At 41.1% G+C, this 14479-nt stretch carries 16 protein-coding genes; 5 read left to right on the top strand and 11 right to left on the bottom strand.

The genetic code is table 11. The features are described from left to right. Window positions 1–145: 145 nt before the first annotated feature. Window positions 146–604 (top strand): pyridoxamine 5'-phosphate oxidase family protein, encoded by a 459-nt coding sequence (locus MSHOH_RS09870; protein ID WP_048139296.1) that lies wholly within the window; start codon window positions 146–148, stop codon window positions 602–604. Between the two features lie 667 nt (window positions 605–1271). On the opposite strand, the gene MSHOH_RS09865 is transcribed toward MSHOH_RS09870, so the two are convergent. The 6 genes from MSHOH_RS09865 to MSHOH_RS09845 form a co-directional block, all read right to left on the bottom strand. Further along, window positions 1272–1640, bottom strand: a complete 369-nt coding sequence (locus tag MSHOH_RS09865; protein ID WP_082089302.1) for a metal-dependent hydrolase — start codon at window positions 1638–1640, stop codon at window positions 1272–1274. Window positions 1641–1790: 150 nt separating this feature from the next. Then, on the bottom strand, window positions 1791–2609 hold the full coding sequence (locus tag MSHOH_RS09860) for a hypothetical protein (RefSeq protein WP_048139293.1): 819 nt from the start codon (window positions 2607–2609) through the stop codon (window positions 1791–1793). 266 nt (window positions 2610–2875) lie between these two features. Beyond that, window positions 2876–3262: an SET domain-containing protein gene (locus MSHOH_RS09855; RefSeq protein WP_048139291.1), complete on the bottom strand. Its 387-nt coding sequence runs from the start codon at window positions 3260–3262 to the stop codon at window positions 2876–2878. A gap of 362 nt (window positions 3263–3624) precedes the next feature. Beyond that, window positions 3625–3753: a hypothetical protein gene (locus MSHOH_RS25635; protein WP_275425566.1), complete on the bottom strand. Its 129-nt coding sequence runs from the start codon at window positions 3751–3753 to the stop codon at window positions 3625–3627. Window positions 3754–3925: 172 nt separating this feature from the next. Further along, the gene (locus MSHOH_RS09850; RefSeq protein WP_048139289.1) at window positions 3926–5263 is read right to left on the bottom strand and encodes an APC family permease; all 1338 of its coding nucleotides are present in this window, start codon (window positions 5261–5263) and stop codon (window positions 3926–3928) included. Between the two features lie 192 nt (window positions 5264–5455). Then, complete coding sequence (locus MSHOH_RS09845) at window positions 5456–5995, bottom strand: APC family permease (protein WP_052730803.1); 540 nt, start codon at window positions 5993–5995, stop codon at window positions 5456–5458. 249 nt (window positions 5996–6244) lie between these two features. Here MSHOH_RS09845 and MSHOH_RS09840 point away from each other — a divergent pair, with 249 nt between their 5' ends. Continuing rightward, window positions 6245–6478, top strand: coding sequence for a hypothetical protein (locus MSHOH_RS09840; RefSeq protein WP_048139286.1), 234 nt, complete (start codon window positions 6245–6247; stop codon window positions 6476–6478). Window positions 6479–6590: 112 nt separating this feature from the next. On the opposite strand, the gene MSHOH_RS09835 is transcribed toward MSHOH_RS09840, so the two are convergent. Further along, entirely contained in the window at window positions 6591–7244 is a 654-nt protein-coding gene (locus MSHOH_RS09835) for a hypothetical protein (protein ID WP_048139285.1), read from the bottom strand. 609 nt (window positions 7245–7853) lie between these two features. Here MSHOH_RS09835 and MSHOH_RS09830 point away from each other — a divergent pair. Further along, on the top strand, window positions 7854–8666 hold the full coding sequence (locus MSHOH_RS09830) for a sulfite exporter TauE/SafE family protein (protein WP_048139284.1): 813 nt from the start codon (window positions 7854–7856) through the stop codon (window positions 8664–8666). Between the two features lie 324 nt (window positions 8667–8990). Beyond that, window positions 8991–9113, top strand: a complete 123-nt coding sequence (locus MSHOH_RS25630) for a hypothetical protein (protein ID WP_269850390.1) — start codon at window positions 8991–8993, stop codon at window positions 9111–9113. Window positions 9114–9703: 590 nt separating this feature from the next. On the opposite strand, the gene eno is transcribed toward MSHOH_RS25630, so the two are convergent. Then, window positions 9704–10990, bottom strand: a complete 1287-nt coding sequence (eno, locus tag MSHOH_RS09825) for a phosphopyruvate hydratase (RefSeq protein WP_048139282.1) — start codon at window positions 10988–10990, stop codon at window positions 9704–9706. A 682-nt stretch (window positions 10991–11672) separates the two neighbouring features. On the opposite strand from eno, the gene MSHOH_RS09820 reads away from it, so the two are divergent. Next, complete coding sequence (locus tag MSHOH_RS09820) at window positions 11673–12062, top strand: transcriptional regulator (RefSeq protein ID WP_048139280.1); 390 nt, start codon at window positions 11673–11675, stop codon at window positions 12060–12062. Between the two features lie 170 nt (window positions 12063–12232). On the opposite strand, the gene MSHOH_RS09815 is transcribed toward MSHOH_RS09820, so the two are convergent. The 3 genes from MSHOH_RS09815 to MSHOH_RS09805 form a co-directional block, all read right to left on the bottom strand. Further along, window positions 12233–12688: a PPC domain-containing DNA-binding protein gene (locus tag MSHOH_RS09815; RefSeq protein WP_048139278.1), complete on the bottom strand. Its 456-nt coding sequence runs from the start codon at window positions 12686–12688 to the stop codon at window positions 12233–12235. A gap of 9 nt (window positions 12689–12697) precedes the next feature. After that, window positions 12698–13381, bottom strand: a complete 684-nt coding sequence (locus MSHOH_RS09810; protein WP_048139277.1) for an ABC transporter ATP-binding protein — start codon at window positions 13379–13381, stop codon at window positions 12698–12700. Window positions 13382–13537: 156 nt separating this feature from the next. Continuing rightward, window positions 13538–14455, bottom strand: a complete 918-nt coding sequence (locus MSHOH_RS09805) for a DMT family transporter (protein ID WP_048139276.1) — start codon at window positions 14453–14455, stop codon at window positions 13538–13540. Window positions 14456–14479 lie beyond the last annotated feature (24 nt).

Below are 14479 nucleotides of genomic sequence, written 5' to 3'. Positions count from 1 at the left end.
AAAATATTATACTTAAGGGTTGCCATGGGTTTTTCTGTCTATTCTGACATTGTTTTACATGTAATATATTAAATATAAATGAAAAGTTATCAGTTTAGTAAATTTTATAGAATTTTTCACAAACTATCTCTTTCAGGTGAATAGCATGGGAAGCCAAAAACTGATCTCTGACAGACAGCAAATCGAAGCCATCCTTTCAAAAGCAAAATTCCTCCGCCTCGCCCTTTCTGATGCCGAAACTCCATACATCGTCCCTATGTCCTTCGGCTATAAGGAAAACGTCATCTATCTTCACAGCTCCCGGAAAGGTGAGAAAATTGAGATCCTTAAAAAGAACCCCAGGATCTGTTTCGAAGCAGCCTCCGAAATCGAACTTATCACTGCCGACGACCCCTGCAAGTACAATGTTCGCTACAGAAGTGTTATCGGACACGGGCAGGCAAAGTTCTTGGAGGATTACAATGAAAAAGTTGAGGGACTTACCGTGCTTTCCGAACATTACGGAAAAAAGGGGCCGTTTGAATTTGAAGAATGGAAGGTTAACAGGCTGTGCGTAATTAAGATCGAGGTTGAGAAGATGACAGGGAAAGAAAGCGGATTTTAATCTATATCTTTATTATAAGATTAAAAAGCAGGAATGAGCAATTTACTGTAAAGGAACGAGCTATTTACTGTAAAGCTATTTACTGTAAAGCTATTTACTGTAAAGTACTGTAAAGACCAAAATTTTACAGTAAATCAAGATTATAGTTTACTGTTAAATATTGGAAAGATTAAAGCTTAACAGTGATCCTCCTGTTGCTTTATTTGAGAGCATTTCCATATACTCGATTCCTCATAGGTAGCTGGTCCCTGATTAGCGGTATATTTATTACAGAATCAAAAAAGAAATATCTCAGTTTTCTCTCTACGCTGCATCGAATACGGATCAACCCGTTCCAGACAAATACTGTTCTAAACTCCGAAAACTTTTCTGAGTTCTGGTAGATATAAATGTCTCCGCCAGTTTGTCTGGCGGCTCTGTCAAAAAGTAAGAACATAAAGAAAATTGAGTTTAAAGAAGAAACTTGAAAAGAAGTGTTTTTCACAGAGTTTTAACCTATTTACATCCTGAAGGGGAACTTAGCTTTTTCACTTTGTAAGTTTGCTATTTCAACTCTTATTTTTGCTTTTTCAATATTTTGAGACGATCGCTCTCCTGCGTCGAGCGGGACAAGAACGGTTTTGTATAGCGAATGTGGTTGTTAGGTTCAAAATTAACTCAAATTCACTTACAACCCCACAATCGGAAGTCCCGCAGGCGTAAGCGCATCTAGCACCAGATGGGAAGTATATCCCGCTCCTGCAAAAAGGAGACCAAAGGTAACTTTGTCTGCCAGATCGCCAGTTAGAAGTACCGTATAGATATTCTCCAGAAACATCAGTAGCAGTGCCAGGAAAAAAATCGAATGGAAAAACTTTCTATGGCGACGGTTTCTGGGAGGCTCGAGCACATCAGGCAGTACAGACCCAAGGGCTGAGGCTACCAGAGCTACAGGAAGAAATTCTAAGCTGAGGATAAACCCCTTTGAAATCAGGTCATAGATGAGGAAAAATGATACCAGAAGTCCTGCTTTCATATGCATTTTCCGACCCGTCATGATATTCCTTCTTGACTTCTACTTTATTTTTCTTTTTATTTTCCTTCTATTTTATATTTCATTACTTATTTCTATTTTCTGGTGCATCAAGGCTAAAATATTACATTCGCATAGTTCTATACCCAAAAAAGAATGAGTGGCCGGTGTACATCACGCGACTTTGTGCGCAAGAGAGTAAACAAAAGCACTTAAAACCAGCCTTATTAAAGAAAACATGACCGAAACCATTGAAAACGCAAGTAGATAAACATTCAGAGATAGAATACCTGTAAAAAAGCCGGTAAAATTGATATTAAGCATCAAAGCAACCATATTTATCAGCGAAATAAACACGAATATTGTGACCAGCCCCCTCCCTGCTCCTTTAAGATCTTCTTTACTAAGGGCTATGTGGGAAGAGATCGAGATCGCTAGAGCAAAATAAATCCAGAAATTAAGAGAAGCCAGGTTTTCTGCTGAAAAAATACTTTTAAAAAGCTGGGTTGTCAGCAAGAAAATATTCGCTAACGTCTGAGAGCCAGGCTGACCGGAATCAAGAGTCAGATAATTTGAAAATATGGAAAAGGAATCTGGCAGGAACAGGTACATTCCAAGGATCATGGCAAGTGTTCCGCTGAAGATCGGACCCATACCTATGAAAAAGTTCCCTATGTTCTGATAGAGACTTTTTGAGTTCCAGCTGTGATTAACGTACCCAAGGACTCCGTCCCTGGGCCTCAGGGTAAATAGCTTGAATTCGCTTACTTTGTGCTTGAAAAGATAACACATGAGTAGGTGGCCGGATTCATGAATCGGGGTGCCGATCCAGGCTGTTGCTATGATTCCTTTCATTCCAAAGACGCTCTGGACATAATAATTAGCTCGGTTCTCTATAATGCCCAGTATCATGCCGATAAGGATTAGAGAGCCTGTGACGCAAAGGGTTTCGAACAGGCTTAACCGAAAAACAGTGAGAAGCGTATCTTCCATTTTTAACCCCTAAACAAAAAATTTAGAACTCAAAGTCTTTTGGTTTGTCTTTTTAACCTTTTATACCTGAACAGCCTCTACAACTATAAGCTTTACTTACAAGGTCATGTTACGGATTATCCTCTTGACCTTCAGCACAATGCGAAAAAACAGCTAAGTGCAATTTTTGATATAGTTAGAAAAATTAAAAAAATAAAAAACAGTAAAAATTAAAATTAAAATTAAAAAACAACTGAAATCATATCATCATATGAAACCAGAGAAAATCAGTTCTGGCTCACAATATCAAACCAGACAGGGGTTCTGTCTTCCGGGTCACAATTATAGTTTATGGTGATTTCCTCATCTTTCTGGATATCTTTTATGCAAACGTATTTTAAAAGGCCGTTGCTGAAGTCTTTCTGGTATTTTGCGTTTGGGGTGTATGAGTGGTTATAAAGGGATCCATAACCCAAAGCAATCGCTGCTTCTCTTGAATCGGCTCCCCACGCGAAGTAGTAATTATAAAGCTGGGTAAGCTCAAGAGTATTTACTTCTTCGGGGGGGAGGACGATGACCGGGCAGGTTTCTATTACTTCATCTTTTTTAAGATTTCTCTGTGCAAATACGCCTCTACCTTTGCCTGGTGCGTCTTTAACACATATTAATGTCATTTGATCAGGCTCCTGTACATATTCTAAATTGCCTGGGAACTATTGCATTATTTTCAGAAGGCAAAGAATTTAAAAGTTTCTGTCGAGAAAATCTTTATGGATAATATCCGGGAATTTTTACGGGGTTATTCGATAAATTATACCCAGAAGTCAGTATTCTCCGGATGAAATAGAGTAGAGAAGTAGAATTAAGACCCCTTCCCTGCAAACCATGCTTCCGCAAGTTCAACCGTTTACAGGGAAGTGTCCCTTAGAGGCAACTTAGATGCCATCCACATATACAATAAAGTGTTTGATTCATTAAATATCTATCTAACAGGTGGATAAGTTGAAGGTTAAGCTTCAACCTACCCTATCCGTCATCACTTAAAACGTTGACGGATCCTGTTTAATTGGACAATGACATATTCGATTTCTCTAAGGTTAGCATTAACCAATCTCAGGGAAACCAGAACTATAATTAATGCCACTATCCATGTGGATGAATCCATTCTGCCTCCTTTTGTTTGGTATCATTTACACAGGGTTGAAGCCATGTAAAAGACCCATATTACTACTTTTTCAACACTAAAATAGGTAGTGGCAGCTATAAACACCATCTATCCTTTTCTTCTTACGGGAGTTCCGAAAATTGCAGTGCTCAAACAGTTCCTGTAATGTTCCTTAATGCCTGATAGGATAAGGAAGTTCCTGAGCATCTTCCCGAACTATAATTTCTTTTCCTTGTTTATTGGTTTTATCCAAACTTCTTTTCCCAATAAATCTGTAATATCCAAACCCTATCAGGAAGACAGGATAAACGATTTTCCACGTAAAGCCCGAGATAAGAAAACCCAGAGACAGGAGCGCGAGAACTGAAAAGACCCACTTCTGCCGGCCAGTTTCGGTTTTCCAGTAAGCGAGAATGATAAAGGCATAGAGGAAAACAAAGTTCTGATTTACAAGCAGCATCATTGTTGATACCGGAATTTTGAAAATGTAAGTTCCGAGTATAAGTAAAATTGACAGGACATACAGTCCCACAAGGCTGGATACCGGGATATTTCTCTTTGAAAGCTTACCAAAAGCACCAGGGAAAGCACCTGTCCTGCCTCCGGCATAAAGCAGGCGGCTTGCAGTAAAGTTCCAGGAACAGGCGTTCGCTGCAATAACTATTACCATAAGCCATATGAGCAGGCTTCCTCCGGGCGTAAAAAGGACAAGGCCGGAAAGCCCGGCAGCTCCCTGAAGAGGCACACCTGCAACGCTTGCTCCTGCGATGATAAGCGCAAGGACAATGTAGATAGATGTCACAAGGGCAAAACTCAGCCAGTAAAGTAGAGGCACGTTTTTCTCGGGTTCTTTTATCTCCCCCAGGGAAAAAGAGAGGTTTTCCCAGCCCAGGAATGCCCAGAAAAGAAGGGCAGCAACTTTCCAGATATTTCCCAGGTCCAGGTTTATATTTTCACTGCCCCTGAGAGCTTCACTGGCAACCTCGAGCCCTGAACCGAAGAAATCAAGATTAAAAATTATAAGCAACCCTGTAAGCAGGAAGAGCACAGCCAGAGCTGCATAGTTGATTATGGAAATGGCTCTCATTCCTGCAAGGTTTGAGATAAACATCAATGTTATAAGAAGGACTGCAAAAATAACTGCCCCTGATTCGGACAGGCTAAAAAGCTGTTTCATATATTCGCTGCCAATAAGAGCAACGGCAGGAAGCCCGAAAAAGAAAGACCCGCCTACAAGATACGAGACCGCATACCCTCCCCAGGGACCTACGGCTTCTTCGGCATATCCGGCAAGTCCTGCGGTTGAAGGGAATTTCAGGCCAAGGCGGGCACAGATCTGAATAAGAGGCACTGCAATAAGGGCAATAAGGAACCAGCCAAGAACTGCTTCATAGGGACTCCCGGCATCAAGTGCCAGACCCGGCAGCGCCAGAATTCCTGTCCCTACAAGCATACAGATTGCAAGCCCCAGGCCTCTCCTGAGGGTGATTGTCTTTTCTAGTTTTCTCATTTTTCCTCATTTATACTCTTTATAGATGCTTCCACTAAATTCATCAGCAAATATATTTTTCACTATTTATATATTTGCCAGTAAAGAATAACCCGGTTAAAGGCTAAACTCTAAAGCTAAAGGTTAAGCTGAAAATATTAGACTGAAAGCGTTAAACTGAAAGTTTAAGCAAGTTTAAATTTAACCGTAAATTTACGGATTAAGATTTAAAGATTCGGTTACAGGTCTGAATAATCTGTATAAGCTGCTTTTTCCTCCCTGTCTTTCTGCTTTGCAGTCTTTCTGACAAAACCATAGTACCCGATTCCTGTAAGGGCAACAGAATAGAGAATTCTCCAGGTGAATCCTGAAATCAGGAAGGAAAGGGAAAGGAAGGAAAGCCGTATACATACTCAGGATGCTTGCCATTGGCTGTTCCCGTTTCGAGAGTTTTCCCAGGTAAGCCGGGAGCACTTTTTCTTTCCCGGATGCGTGGATAAGCCGGCTTGAAGCAAAGTTCCAGCAGGTTACATTGGCAACGATGACTACTGCCATTAGCCAGATGGGCAGGTTTTCCGGAGGGGTGAACTTAATGAGTTCCACAAGCCCTGACGCTCTGGAGAGAGGAACGCCGGCTGCATCAGCCCCCATACTTGTGACTGCCAGCATCAGGTAAATGAAGATTGTCAGCCCGAAACTGAGCCAGAAAATCCTTTTGACATTTTTTTCCGGGTTCAGAGATTTTAACTGCAAAATCGGGATCTCAATTAAAAGATTATTGTATTCAATTGGAAATAAAATCCAAACTTAACTTCAACGGTTGTTTTACTTTTGGATTAGCCAGCGGGAACTGCAGTCCAGGCAAAGAATTGGAGGAAAAACTTACAGAAAGAAAAAATTAATAAAGAAGTATAACAATAACAATATAATTAATTTTTATAACTTATGGTATGGATACTAGTCAAAATATTATAAAAATTTCTAAATAACGGAGACCCACACATGAAACGAAAATTCCAATCAGGAAATGACTATCTCGTTTTGTATGACTGCGGTACTGCCATCCTGCACTATGGAAATTCTTCTTCTGTCAAATGTGATTATTACGAAAGTGGAGACCTCATAACAATCAGATTGGAAGGGGACATAATGCAGATGAGGTTAGAAGAAGGAGGGATAAGTTCGATTACTGGTGATAGATGGAATGAAGTTTATCCTTTTGACATTGCAGCGTAATTATTTTCCGTCTTTTAGTAAAAAGAGTTGGAGAAAAAGGGGTTTAAAAGAACTTGAAAAAAAAACAGGGTTTTTAAAACCCTGTATGTGACTGTTTTTTAAATATTATCTTTTAATTTTCGTTTTCATCCTTTTCCACGCAGATAAGCTCTTCAGCATAAGGAAGTTTCTCTTTCATCCAGCCGCAGAAATCCCTCCACTCATCAAGCTTGTGGTGGCGGCGCTGGAAGTAAATGTTCCTAAGCTCGGCGTAGTTCGTTGTGACTGTCCTTTTCTGCATGTAAGCGCTCGGAAGATCCTGGACAAGTTCCCGAAAGACTGCTTTTCGGTAAGCGTTGTCCTCTTCACTGTCTCCCTCGCGGGATTTGTAGGCTTTGATAAGATCATTGAGGTGCCGGATCTGGGCGTTCCTGTATTCCGTTATCGTGTCAAAGGAAAAATCGTGAGGAGCAAGGTCTCTACTTGTCAGCTTGTGCATTGTTGAGGTTGAATTCTTTTCCGTAAATTTATAAGTATCAAACTCTTTCCACCAGTAGAGGGGAGCCGTGAGGTCAAAGCAGACTGTAATGAACCTCAGAAACTTGCCGTGTTCGTTTCCTGCAAGGGTCAGGCGCTGGGCCAGGTTAAGGTCCTTTTCCCCGAGTGTGCAGTTTCCTGCCTGATCGGGCTCACTGCTGTCCATCAGATGCCAGGAATTCATGGGGTTTCGCATGCCTTTGATTGCATAGTAAATGTTGTATGTGCCGTGTAACTCGATTTTGATCATAAAAGTGCCTCTTTAGCCTGGTTGTGACAAATAAGTTATAAACCCGGTATTGTTGCTATGAATAGTTGTAACAGATGCTTTGTAAAGATAAATAATTTGTAAACCTACTTCTGGCTAATAACTTATAACTCATTTTAAATATTTGTTACGCAGGGAATGGGATGAAAACTAAGATAGAGATCCTGTTTTAAAATAAGTAAATAGCTTGAATATGCAGATATTGTTTATATCACAAGCACTCTAGACAACTTGGATGAAGAGAAATACTCAGATATCCTGAAGAAAGAGATAGACAGGCTTTCAGGGGCAAATTATTTAAGAAAAACGATCCCCCTCTTAATCCATGATTTATCCTTTCAAGTACGACCTTTCTGCAAGTTCAGGGTTTTTCCATATTACTATCAGTGGCAGCACTGCGTATTTTCAGCACGATATTGTTAACTTAAATGAGCTCCAAATTTCATGTAAAAGGAAATCTGAAACCTGTCCTTAAACCCAGAAAACGAACATGAAACTCTTCGAATAACAGGCCCAAAAAAATGAAAGTACTTAAAAGCACTTTCATGCCAAATAAAAGAACTGGAAAATAGACAAAAACAGACTCTGGAAATGACTCCTGCAGAACCCCTTTACATTGGAATCCTCCTTCTCACAGGCGCCTTTACAGGCACTATTTCAGGCCTTCTGGGTGTGGGAGGAGGCTTTATCATATTCCCTGTCCAGTACTGGCTTTTGCAGGAAACGGGACTTGACCCCGATCTGGCTATAAGAGTGGCTCTCGGGACAAGCCTTTTTGTGGTCCTTTTAAATGCCATAAGTGTTACCTTAAAGTACCAGAAAAAACAGGCAGTACTCTGGAGGCAAGCAACACTGATGGGTGTTTTTGGGTCAGCTGCCAGCTTTGGGGGTGCAGCAGTTGCTTCTTATCTCCCTGCATCCGTACTGAGCACAATTTTTGGGGTCGTGGTCATACTGGGAGCACTCAGAACTTATACAACACCGGCTGTAAGTGAAAAAAAAGAAATAAGCTCCAACAAACTCTCTTATGTTCTTGCCGGTATTCTTATAGGCTTTTTTTCAGGACTTCTCGGGATAGGAGGAGGAGTAATCGGAATTCCAATTATGCTGATCTTCCTGCATTTTGATATGCTGAAAGCCATAGGAACCTCAGCTGCAGTAATAATTTTTACATCTTTGGGAGGATCACTGGGGTATATAGTTAACGGCTGGGGTCAGCCTGAACTTCCTCCTTATTCCGTAGGATATATTAATCTTCTTAACTGGGTTTTATTGGCAGTACCCGGTTTTCTTGCAGCAAGAAAAGGAGCTGAGATTGCCCATATGGTAAATCCCGAGTACCTGAAGCACCTTTTTGTACTCCTTATGTTCTATGTGGGGCTGAAAATGATAGGAATTATTTAAAAACCAAAATACCAAAAAATAGAATCTGTTTAAGAGCCTGTCTCAAAAGCTATTTTATTCTAATTATAGAGAGTCTTCTGGACTGCTTCCGTGATCATAAATTTGATCGACTATTAGAAATTAAGATTCAAGAGTTAAATTTTGGGTTTTTGAATTTGCCCAATTATTTTCTAACTAGTTCAATTAATGAGATATCAGGTCTAAGATATTTGTAAAGAAAGAGAGCTGAATCTGGCGCTCTCATACATATCGAAGAGTGGGGATGCCACCGGATGGGTCGAGTTCGTCAGAACCGTAGTTCGATGTTATGGATCTAAAATATCAATGCTTCAGGTAACCGAAGAACCTAATCTCACACATGTGCCTATTATCGATGGCAGTTTCCCCAATGTGCGCGAAGCACTTGTACAGGGTGTCATTGCGGCAAAAGAAGAAGCTCAACGTTAAGATCCTAAAAACGGTAGTAAGATCCTTACTTACGCGATTCTCCAGCGCTTGAAAGAAAAAAATAAACCCGGATAACACTCTCTTCAGCTGCAGGATCAACTCCCTGGAGGAAAACACTTTCGGCATTGTCCCAATATTCCAGAGCAGCCTGACCCAGATATTGGGGGGATACGGCTATAGCCCCTTTTTTTCGGCAATCAAAGCAGATTTATGCCTGTAAAGATGAATGAACCCTTCTTCCCCGTCCTGAGGACTGATAACGATATGGGATTATGTTTATATTTTAGTAAAAATATGAAAATGCATCAGAAAACTCTTGATTTCTTTCAGGCATGGTATATTTTATAAAGCCTCATGACTCTCTAAAATTAAAAATTGACTCTGAAAAAGGAAAAATGATTCCAGAGAACTCCAGCAATGGCAGAAAAATTAACTGATCATATATGGAGTTTAATGGAATTAACTTTCAGAGTTCCAGTTCAATAACTTGGGGATACGACCAAGAATCGGAAAGAATCAGAAAATCGATACAAAGTGAATAAAAAACTAAAAATGAATAAAAAAGTTAGAAAGCTGCCTTAAAAAAAGGATTAGAGCTGCACATAATGTGCAACTTCACCCAGATCTTCTTCTATTCTAAGGAGCTGGTTGTATTTTGCAGTCCTCTCGCCACGTGCTGGAGCTCCGGTCTTGATCATTTCTGCTCCTATTGCAACTGCCAGGTCTGAAATGGTGGTGTCTTCGGTTTCGGCAGAGCGGTGGCTTACGATTACGGTGTAGCCGTTTCTGGAAGCCATGCTTGCGGCATCAAAAGCCTCGGAGATTGAACCGATCTGGTTAACTTTGAGAAGAAGGGCATTTGCTGCTCCCATATCCACACCTTTTGAAAGCCTTTCAATGTTTGTAACAAAGAGGTCGTCACCTACAATGATAGTATCCCAGAGTTCATTGGTAAGGGCTTCAAAGTCTTCGAAAGCCTCCTCGTAGAAGGGATCTTCGATAGAAAGGATGGGGTAGGAATTTACAAGTTCGACATAGTAGTCAAGCAGTTCAGGGGCAGCCAGTTTTTTCCCGTCAATATTATAGAACTCTTCTTCATAGAATTCGGTTGCTGCGGCATCAAGTCCTATTGTGACTTCGGACTCGGTATAGCCTGCTTCTTCAATTGCGTGTACGAGAGCATCAAGGGCTTCTGTGGATTCGCTCATTTTAGGAGCATATCCGCCTTCGTAGCCTACATTTGTAGAAGAGCGTCCATACTTTTTCTCAAGGTACTTCCCGAGAATATGATAGATCTCAGCCCCGATCTGAAGGGCTTCGTAGAAGGTTTCAGCACCTTTGGGCTGAATCATGAACTCCTGAATTGCAAGCTCGTTTCCTGCGTGTTTGCCTCCGTTCAGGACATTCATTGTGGGCACTGGAAGGGTAAAAGCGTTAGAACCGCCGAAATAGCGATAAAGGGGCATGTTAAGGGAATCTGCTGCAGCCTTTGCAACCGCCATGGATACGCCAAGAATGGAGTTTGCTCCGAGGTTCGATTTGTTTTCGGTTTCATCGAGTTCGATCATAAGCTCATCGATTTCCCGCTGGTTTCGCACATCAAGTCCAAGCAGTTCCTTCTGGATAATGGTATTTACGTTCTTGACTGCAGTCAGGACTCCTTTTCCTCCGTACCTGTTAGGGTCCGCATCGCGCAGTTCAAGGGCTTCATTCGTACCTGTGGAAGCTCCTGAAGGAACACTTGCTCTGCCAAATCCCTTAGGTGTAAACACATCAACTTCAATTGTGGGATTTCCCCTTGAGTCCAGGATCTCCCGAGCATGTATCTTTTGGATCTTATATTCTCCAGAATCCTGCTGTAAACCGATATACGACATAATTTCACCCTTTCTAATCTCTGACTATCTATACATATATTCTGTTATTTGAACTTGACTTTTAGTTAATCTAAGCGTCAGTTAATCTAAGCGTTACATGTCCGAATGGTATTTAATTCTTTATCCGGTTCAAATGAATAAATTTACCTGAGTTATTCTTTTACTTCTTACAGAAGACACCCCCTTTTTTCATGCATTCAACAACCTGTTTATCTCAGGGCAGTAATATTTAAGGAGTCTCATTTTTTAAGAAGTTCTATTTTGAAGAATTGACTCTTTCATCTTTAGAGCGGGTCTTCCCCGTTTAAAGAGTTGAAGATATTAGTGCACTTAAAGCTAATGCGCTTAAAGCCGGTATTCATTTATCGAAGGTGCTTATTTCCGGCTTTTAGTAACTTTAATATCCTGTTGTGGCAGAGCATATATTCTTACTTCCGGGAAGTCTATTTTCTGCTTAGAGGTGTCTTATTCCTGTAAACACCTGCTTTAAAGGTTTTGGTTAGAACTACAAAGCTTATTTTTTTCTGGAGATTTGTTCCCTCAGTCTTTTATACAAAAACTCCAGAAAAAAAGCCTTACTAGGGTTAGATGCTTTTTTTACTTACTGACAATAATCAGTTTATTTAAAAAAATAATTTTATCTACATAAAATATATAAACCTGAAAGTATTATTCATTCTCGATGACCGAAGATTCTCCAGTTAATTTAACCGAAAAAGAGTATTCAATTATTGACATGCTCCAGAGCCTGGGACTCCCGAGGACAGAGGCCACCGCGATCGTGTGTTTAAAAGACTGCAAGGAACTCAGATCTCTTCATATCGAACTTGTTTCCGGACTCAGGCAGCCTGAGGTGAGTGTAGCCATGCGCCCTCTAAGGGATCGAGGCTGGGTAGATGAAAGGTCTGAAAAGAAGAATAAAGGAAAAGGCAGACCTGTAAAATACTATCAGTTAACCGTACCGTTCCCCCAAATAATACATATCCTTGAAGAAGAGTTTTTAAAAGATAATAAAGAGAAAATAATCGCACTCAAAAGGCTAAGGGAACTGGAGATTATCCTGCAAAATTAAGTTTACTGGAAATTAAACTCACAGCAACTAAGTTTAAATTAAGTTTACGAAATAAGTTTCTTAAAAATGGATGTAAGGGAATCTGCCAGATCTGATTTTTCCGTAAATCATTTTCAGCTTTAACTACTCAATTCCCGAGCCATATTATAACTCATACTCTATTGGAAATATTATTCCTGATCAGGGATCTGCATAAAGCTCACAGGAGCAAAGCCCTGCTCAGTATCCATTACCCTTCTGGCAGAAATTCCTTCCAGCTCGAAAATGAATACCTCGACAACCATAAAAACTTCACTTTCACCTCTCAGGCATCCCAGTTTAATACTGTCTCCCCGGGCTGTTCCCGCATGAAGATGAATTTTGGGCTTTCCATTCTCCTGGAAAATATCTCCTATCCCGAGAATTTCATGAGCATCATTAAAGCTGGTCCAGACAGGTTCCGGGGGTCTTCTGTTTTCTTTCGGACCTGCAACAAGTTTTCCTTCCTTCAGCGCACCAAGCAGCATAAACACAGCCGACTCGATCTTCTCCAGTTCTGCAAGTTTGATGAGTTCCAGAATAAGGTCATCCCCGTGATCAACCCTGACGGTAAAGACCCTTCCTATCCTTCCTTTCGCGTACTCCATACTTCCCCCTCACTGATCAGTTATTTTTCCATCTATAATTTTGACAACTCTATCGGCTTTTCCAGCAAGCTCCTCATTATGGGTTACCACAATAAAAGTCTGATTATATTCTTTGTTCAGCCTGCGGAGCAATTCATATATCAAATCTCCTGTTTTCGTATCAAGATTGCCTGTAGGCTCGTCTCCGAGCACAATTGCCGGAGAACAGCTAAGAGCCCGTGCTACTGCGACCCTCTGGTTCTGCCCTCCGGAAAGTTCTCCTGGCCTGTGATCCATTCTGTCTTCAAGCCCAACCTCTTTTAGAAGTTTTTCGGCAGTGACCTTTGCTTCCTCTCTGCTCTTTCCTGCAATCAAAAGCGGCATCATTACATTTTCCAGAGCTGTGAAATCGGGAAGCAGGTGGTGGTACTGGAAAACAAAGCCTAGCATCCTATTTCTCATTCCGGAACGCTCCTTATCCGACATTTTTGTCACATCGTTACCGTCTATAAGGAGAGTTCCTGAACTGGGCGTGTCCAGCAGACCTATGAGATGCATAAGTGTACTTTTGCCTGAACCAGAAGGACCTACAATCGCAATAAATTCCCCTTTTTTAATTCTCAGGTTTGCACTGTCGAGAGCGCGAAATTCAACTCCGTTTTTGTAAACTTTGGTCAGGTTCTTAAGCTCTATAATTGGGCTTCTGTCTGTCATGCTTTTCCTGCGTTTTCAGAACTTTAATATTAAAAATAGAGGGGTTCTTAAGTAAAGAGCTTTTGGGCAGAGGTGCAGACAACTTATATAAAATTAACGGCCTGTATTATTCCAGATAATAGCACTGCTTCAAAAAGATACAACTGATAAAGCTGGTCAGGGTACTGACGGGAAATCTGCTGGCAGATTCCTGCTTTCTCTCCCTTTCTTGCTCACAAGATAAGCCGCTGAAAGGATAAGCACACAGCCCAGAAAGGTAGAGATATAAATAGGGTTTTTAAGGACCACTGTATCAAAGAAGATTCCTGATACAGGTTCGAGCAGAGCAAGAATGCTGCCTGTTTGTGCCTTTATGCCTGAAATTCCTCTGAGGTAGAGAATGGCAGCAAAGGTAATTGTCAAACCAAAGAGAAACAGAGTATTGAAGTTCCTGGAGAAGACCGAAGCCGGGGTTAAAAATGCGGACGGCAGCATAAAGAGAAGACTTATTCCGGTCAGCCAGAAAGTCTGGGAGATCCCTGTATAGTCGTGCCTCAGATAACGGATTATAATTATAGTTGTGCCGAAAGAAAGCCCTGAGACCAAGCCGAAGAACAGGCCTCTAACAAAATCAGAGCCCGTACTCAGACTAACCAGAACTTCTCCGGGACGGGTAATAAGCAATACCCCTGAAACCGAAAGGATAAGAGGTAGAAGGCCTTTGCTACTGTTTCTCTCTCCGAGGATTGCAGGAGCAAGCAGATTCACATATACGGGAGCTGTATAAAGGAGCAGTACAGCAATAGAAATTCCGCTGTACCTTATAGCCGAGAAATAACATATGCCTGTTACCGCATTAAGGAAACCCAGCAGGAGAAGGTATTTTCTGTTCCTGCCTGGCCTTAACTGCCCCAGACTTCCACTCAATAGCAGGTAAAAGAAAATCATACATAAACCGAAAAAGAGCCGGCAAAATAAAACGGATCCCACTGACATGTCCTGGATCCTGTCGAGAAAAACTCCTATGGTACCGTAAATAACGCTACCTGTTATGACCTCGGAGTAAGGCTTGAAAGAGTTTCCCTTAACTGGCACATTTGAGAAATAAAATACTGAAGA

This window comes from Methanosarcina horonobensis HB-1 = JCM 15518 (assembly GCF_000970285.1).
Lineage (GTDB): Archaea > Halobacteriota > Methanosarcinia > Methanosarcinales > Methanosarcinaceae > Methanosarcina > Methanosarcina horonobensis.
The sequence above is the reverse complement of the archived record's forward strand: the minus strand, read 5'-3'. Positions and strand labels throughout refer to the sequence as shown.

Coding starts and splice junctions, on each gene's coding strand:
- MSHOH_RS09860 (WP_048139293.1), bottom strand. CDS start 2,609: ATGGAAGATACGCTTCTCACTGTTTTTCGGTTAAGCCTGTTCGAAACC.
- MSHOH_RS09870 (WP_048139296.1), top strand. CDS start 146: ATGGGAAGCCAAAAACTGATCTCTGACAGACAGCAAATCGAAGCCATC.
- MSHOH_RS09830 (WP_048139284.1), top strand. CDS start 7,854: ATGACTCCTGCAGAACCCCTTTACATTGGAATCCTCCTTCTCACAGGC.
- MSHOH_RS09835 (WP_048139285.1), bottom strand. CDS start 7,244: ATGATCAAAATCGAGTTACACGGCACATACAACATTTACTATGCAATC.
- MSHOH_RS09855 (WP_048139291.1), bottom strand. CDS start 3,262: ATGACATTAATATGTGTTAAAGACGCACCAGGCAAAGGTAGAGGCGTA.
- MSHOH_RS09810 (WP_048139277.1), bottom strand. CDS start 13,381: ATGACAGACAGAAGCCCAATTATAGAGCTTAAGAACCTGACCAAAGTT.
- MSHOH_RS09840 (WP_048139286.1), top strand. CDS start 6,245: ATGAAACGAAAATTCCAATCAGGAAATGACTATCTCGTTTTGTATGAC.
- MSHOH_RS09815 (WP_048139278.1), bottom strand. CDS start 12,688: ATGGAGTACGCGAAAGGAAGGATAGGAAGGGTCTTTACCGTCAGGGTT.
- MSHOH_RS09850 (WP_048139289.1), bottom strand. CDS start 5,263: ATGAGAAAACTAGAAAAGACAATCACCCTCAGGAGAGGCCTGGGGCTT.
- eno (WP_048139282.1), bottom strand. CDS start 10,990: ATGTCGTATATCGGTTTACAGCAGGATTCTGGAGAATATAAGATCCAA.
- MSHOH_RS25630 (WP_269850390.1), top strand. CDS start 8,991: ATGCTTCAGGTAACCGAAGAACCTAATCTCACACATGTGCCTATTATC.
- MSHOH_RS09865 (WP_082089302.1), bottom strand. CDS start 1,640: ATGACGGGTCGGAAAATGCATATGAAAGCAGGACTTCTGGTATCATTT.
- MSHOH_RS09820 (WP_048139280.1), top strand. CDS start 11,673: ATGACCGAAGATTCTCCAGTTAATTTAACCGAAAAAGAGTATTCAATT.
- MSHOH_RS25635 (WP_275425566.1), bottom strand. CDS start 3,753: ATGGATTCATCCACATGGATAGTGGCATTAATTATAGTTCTGGTTTCC.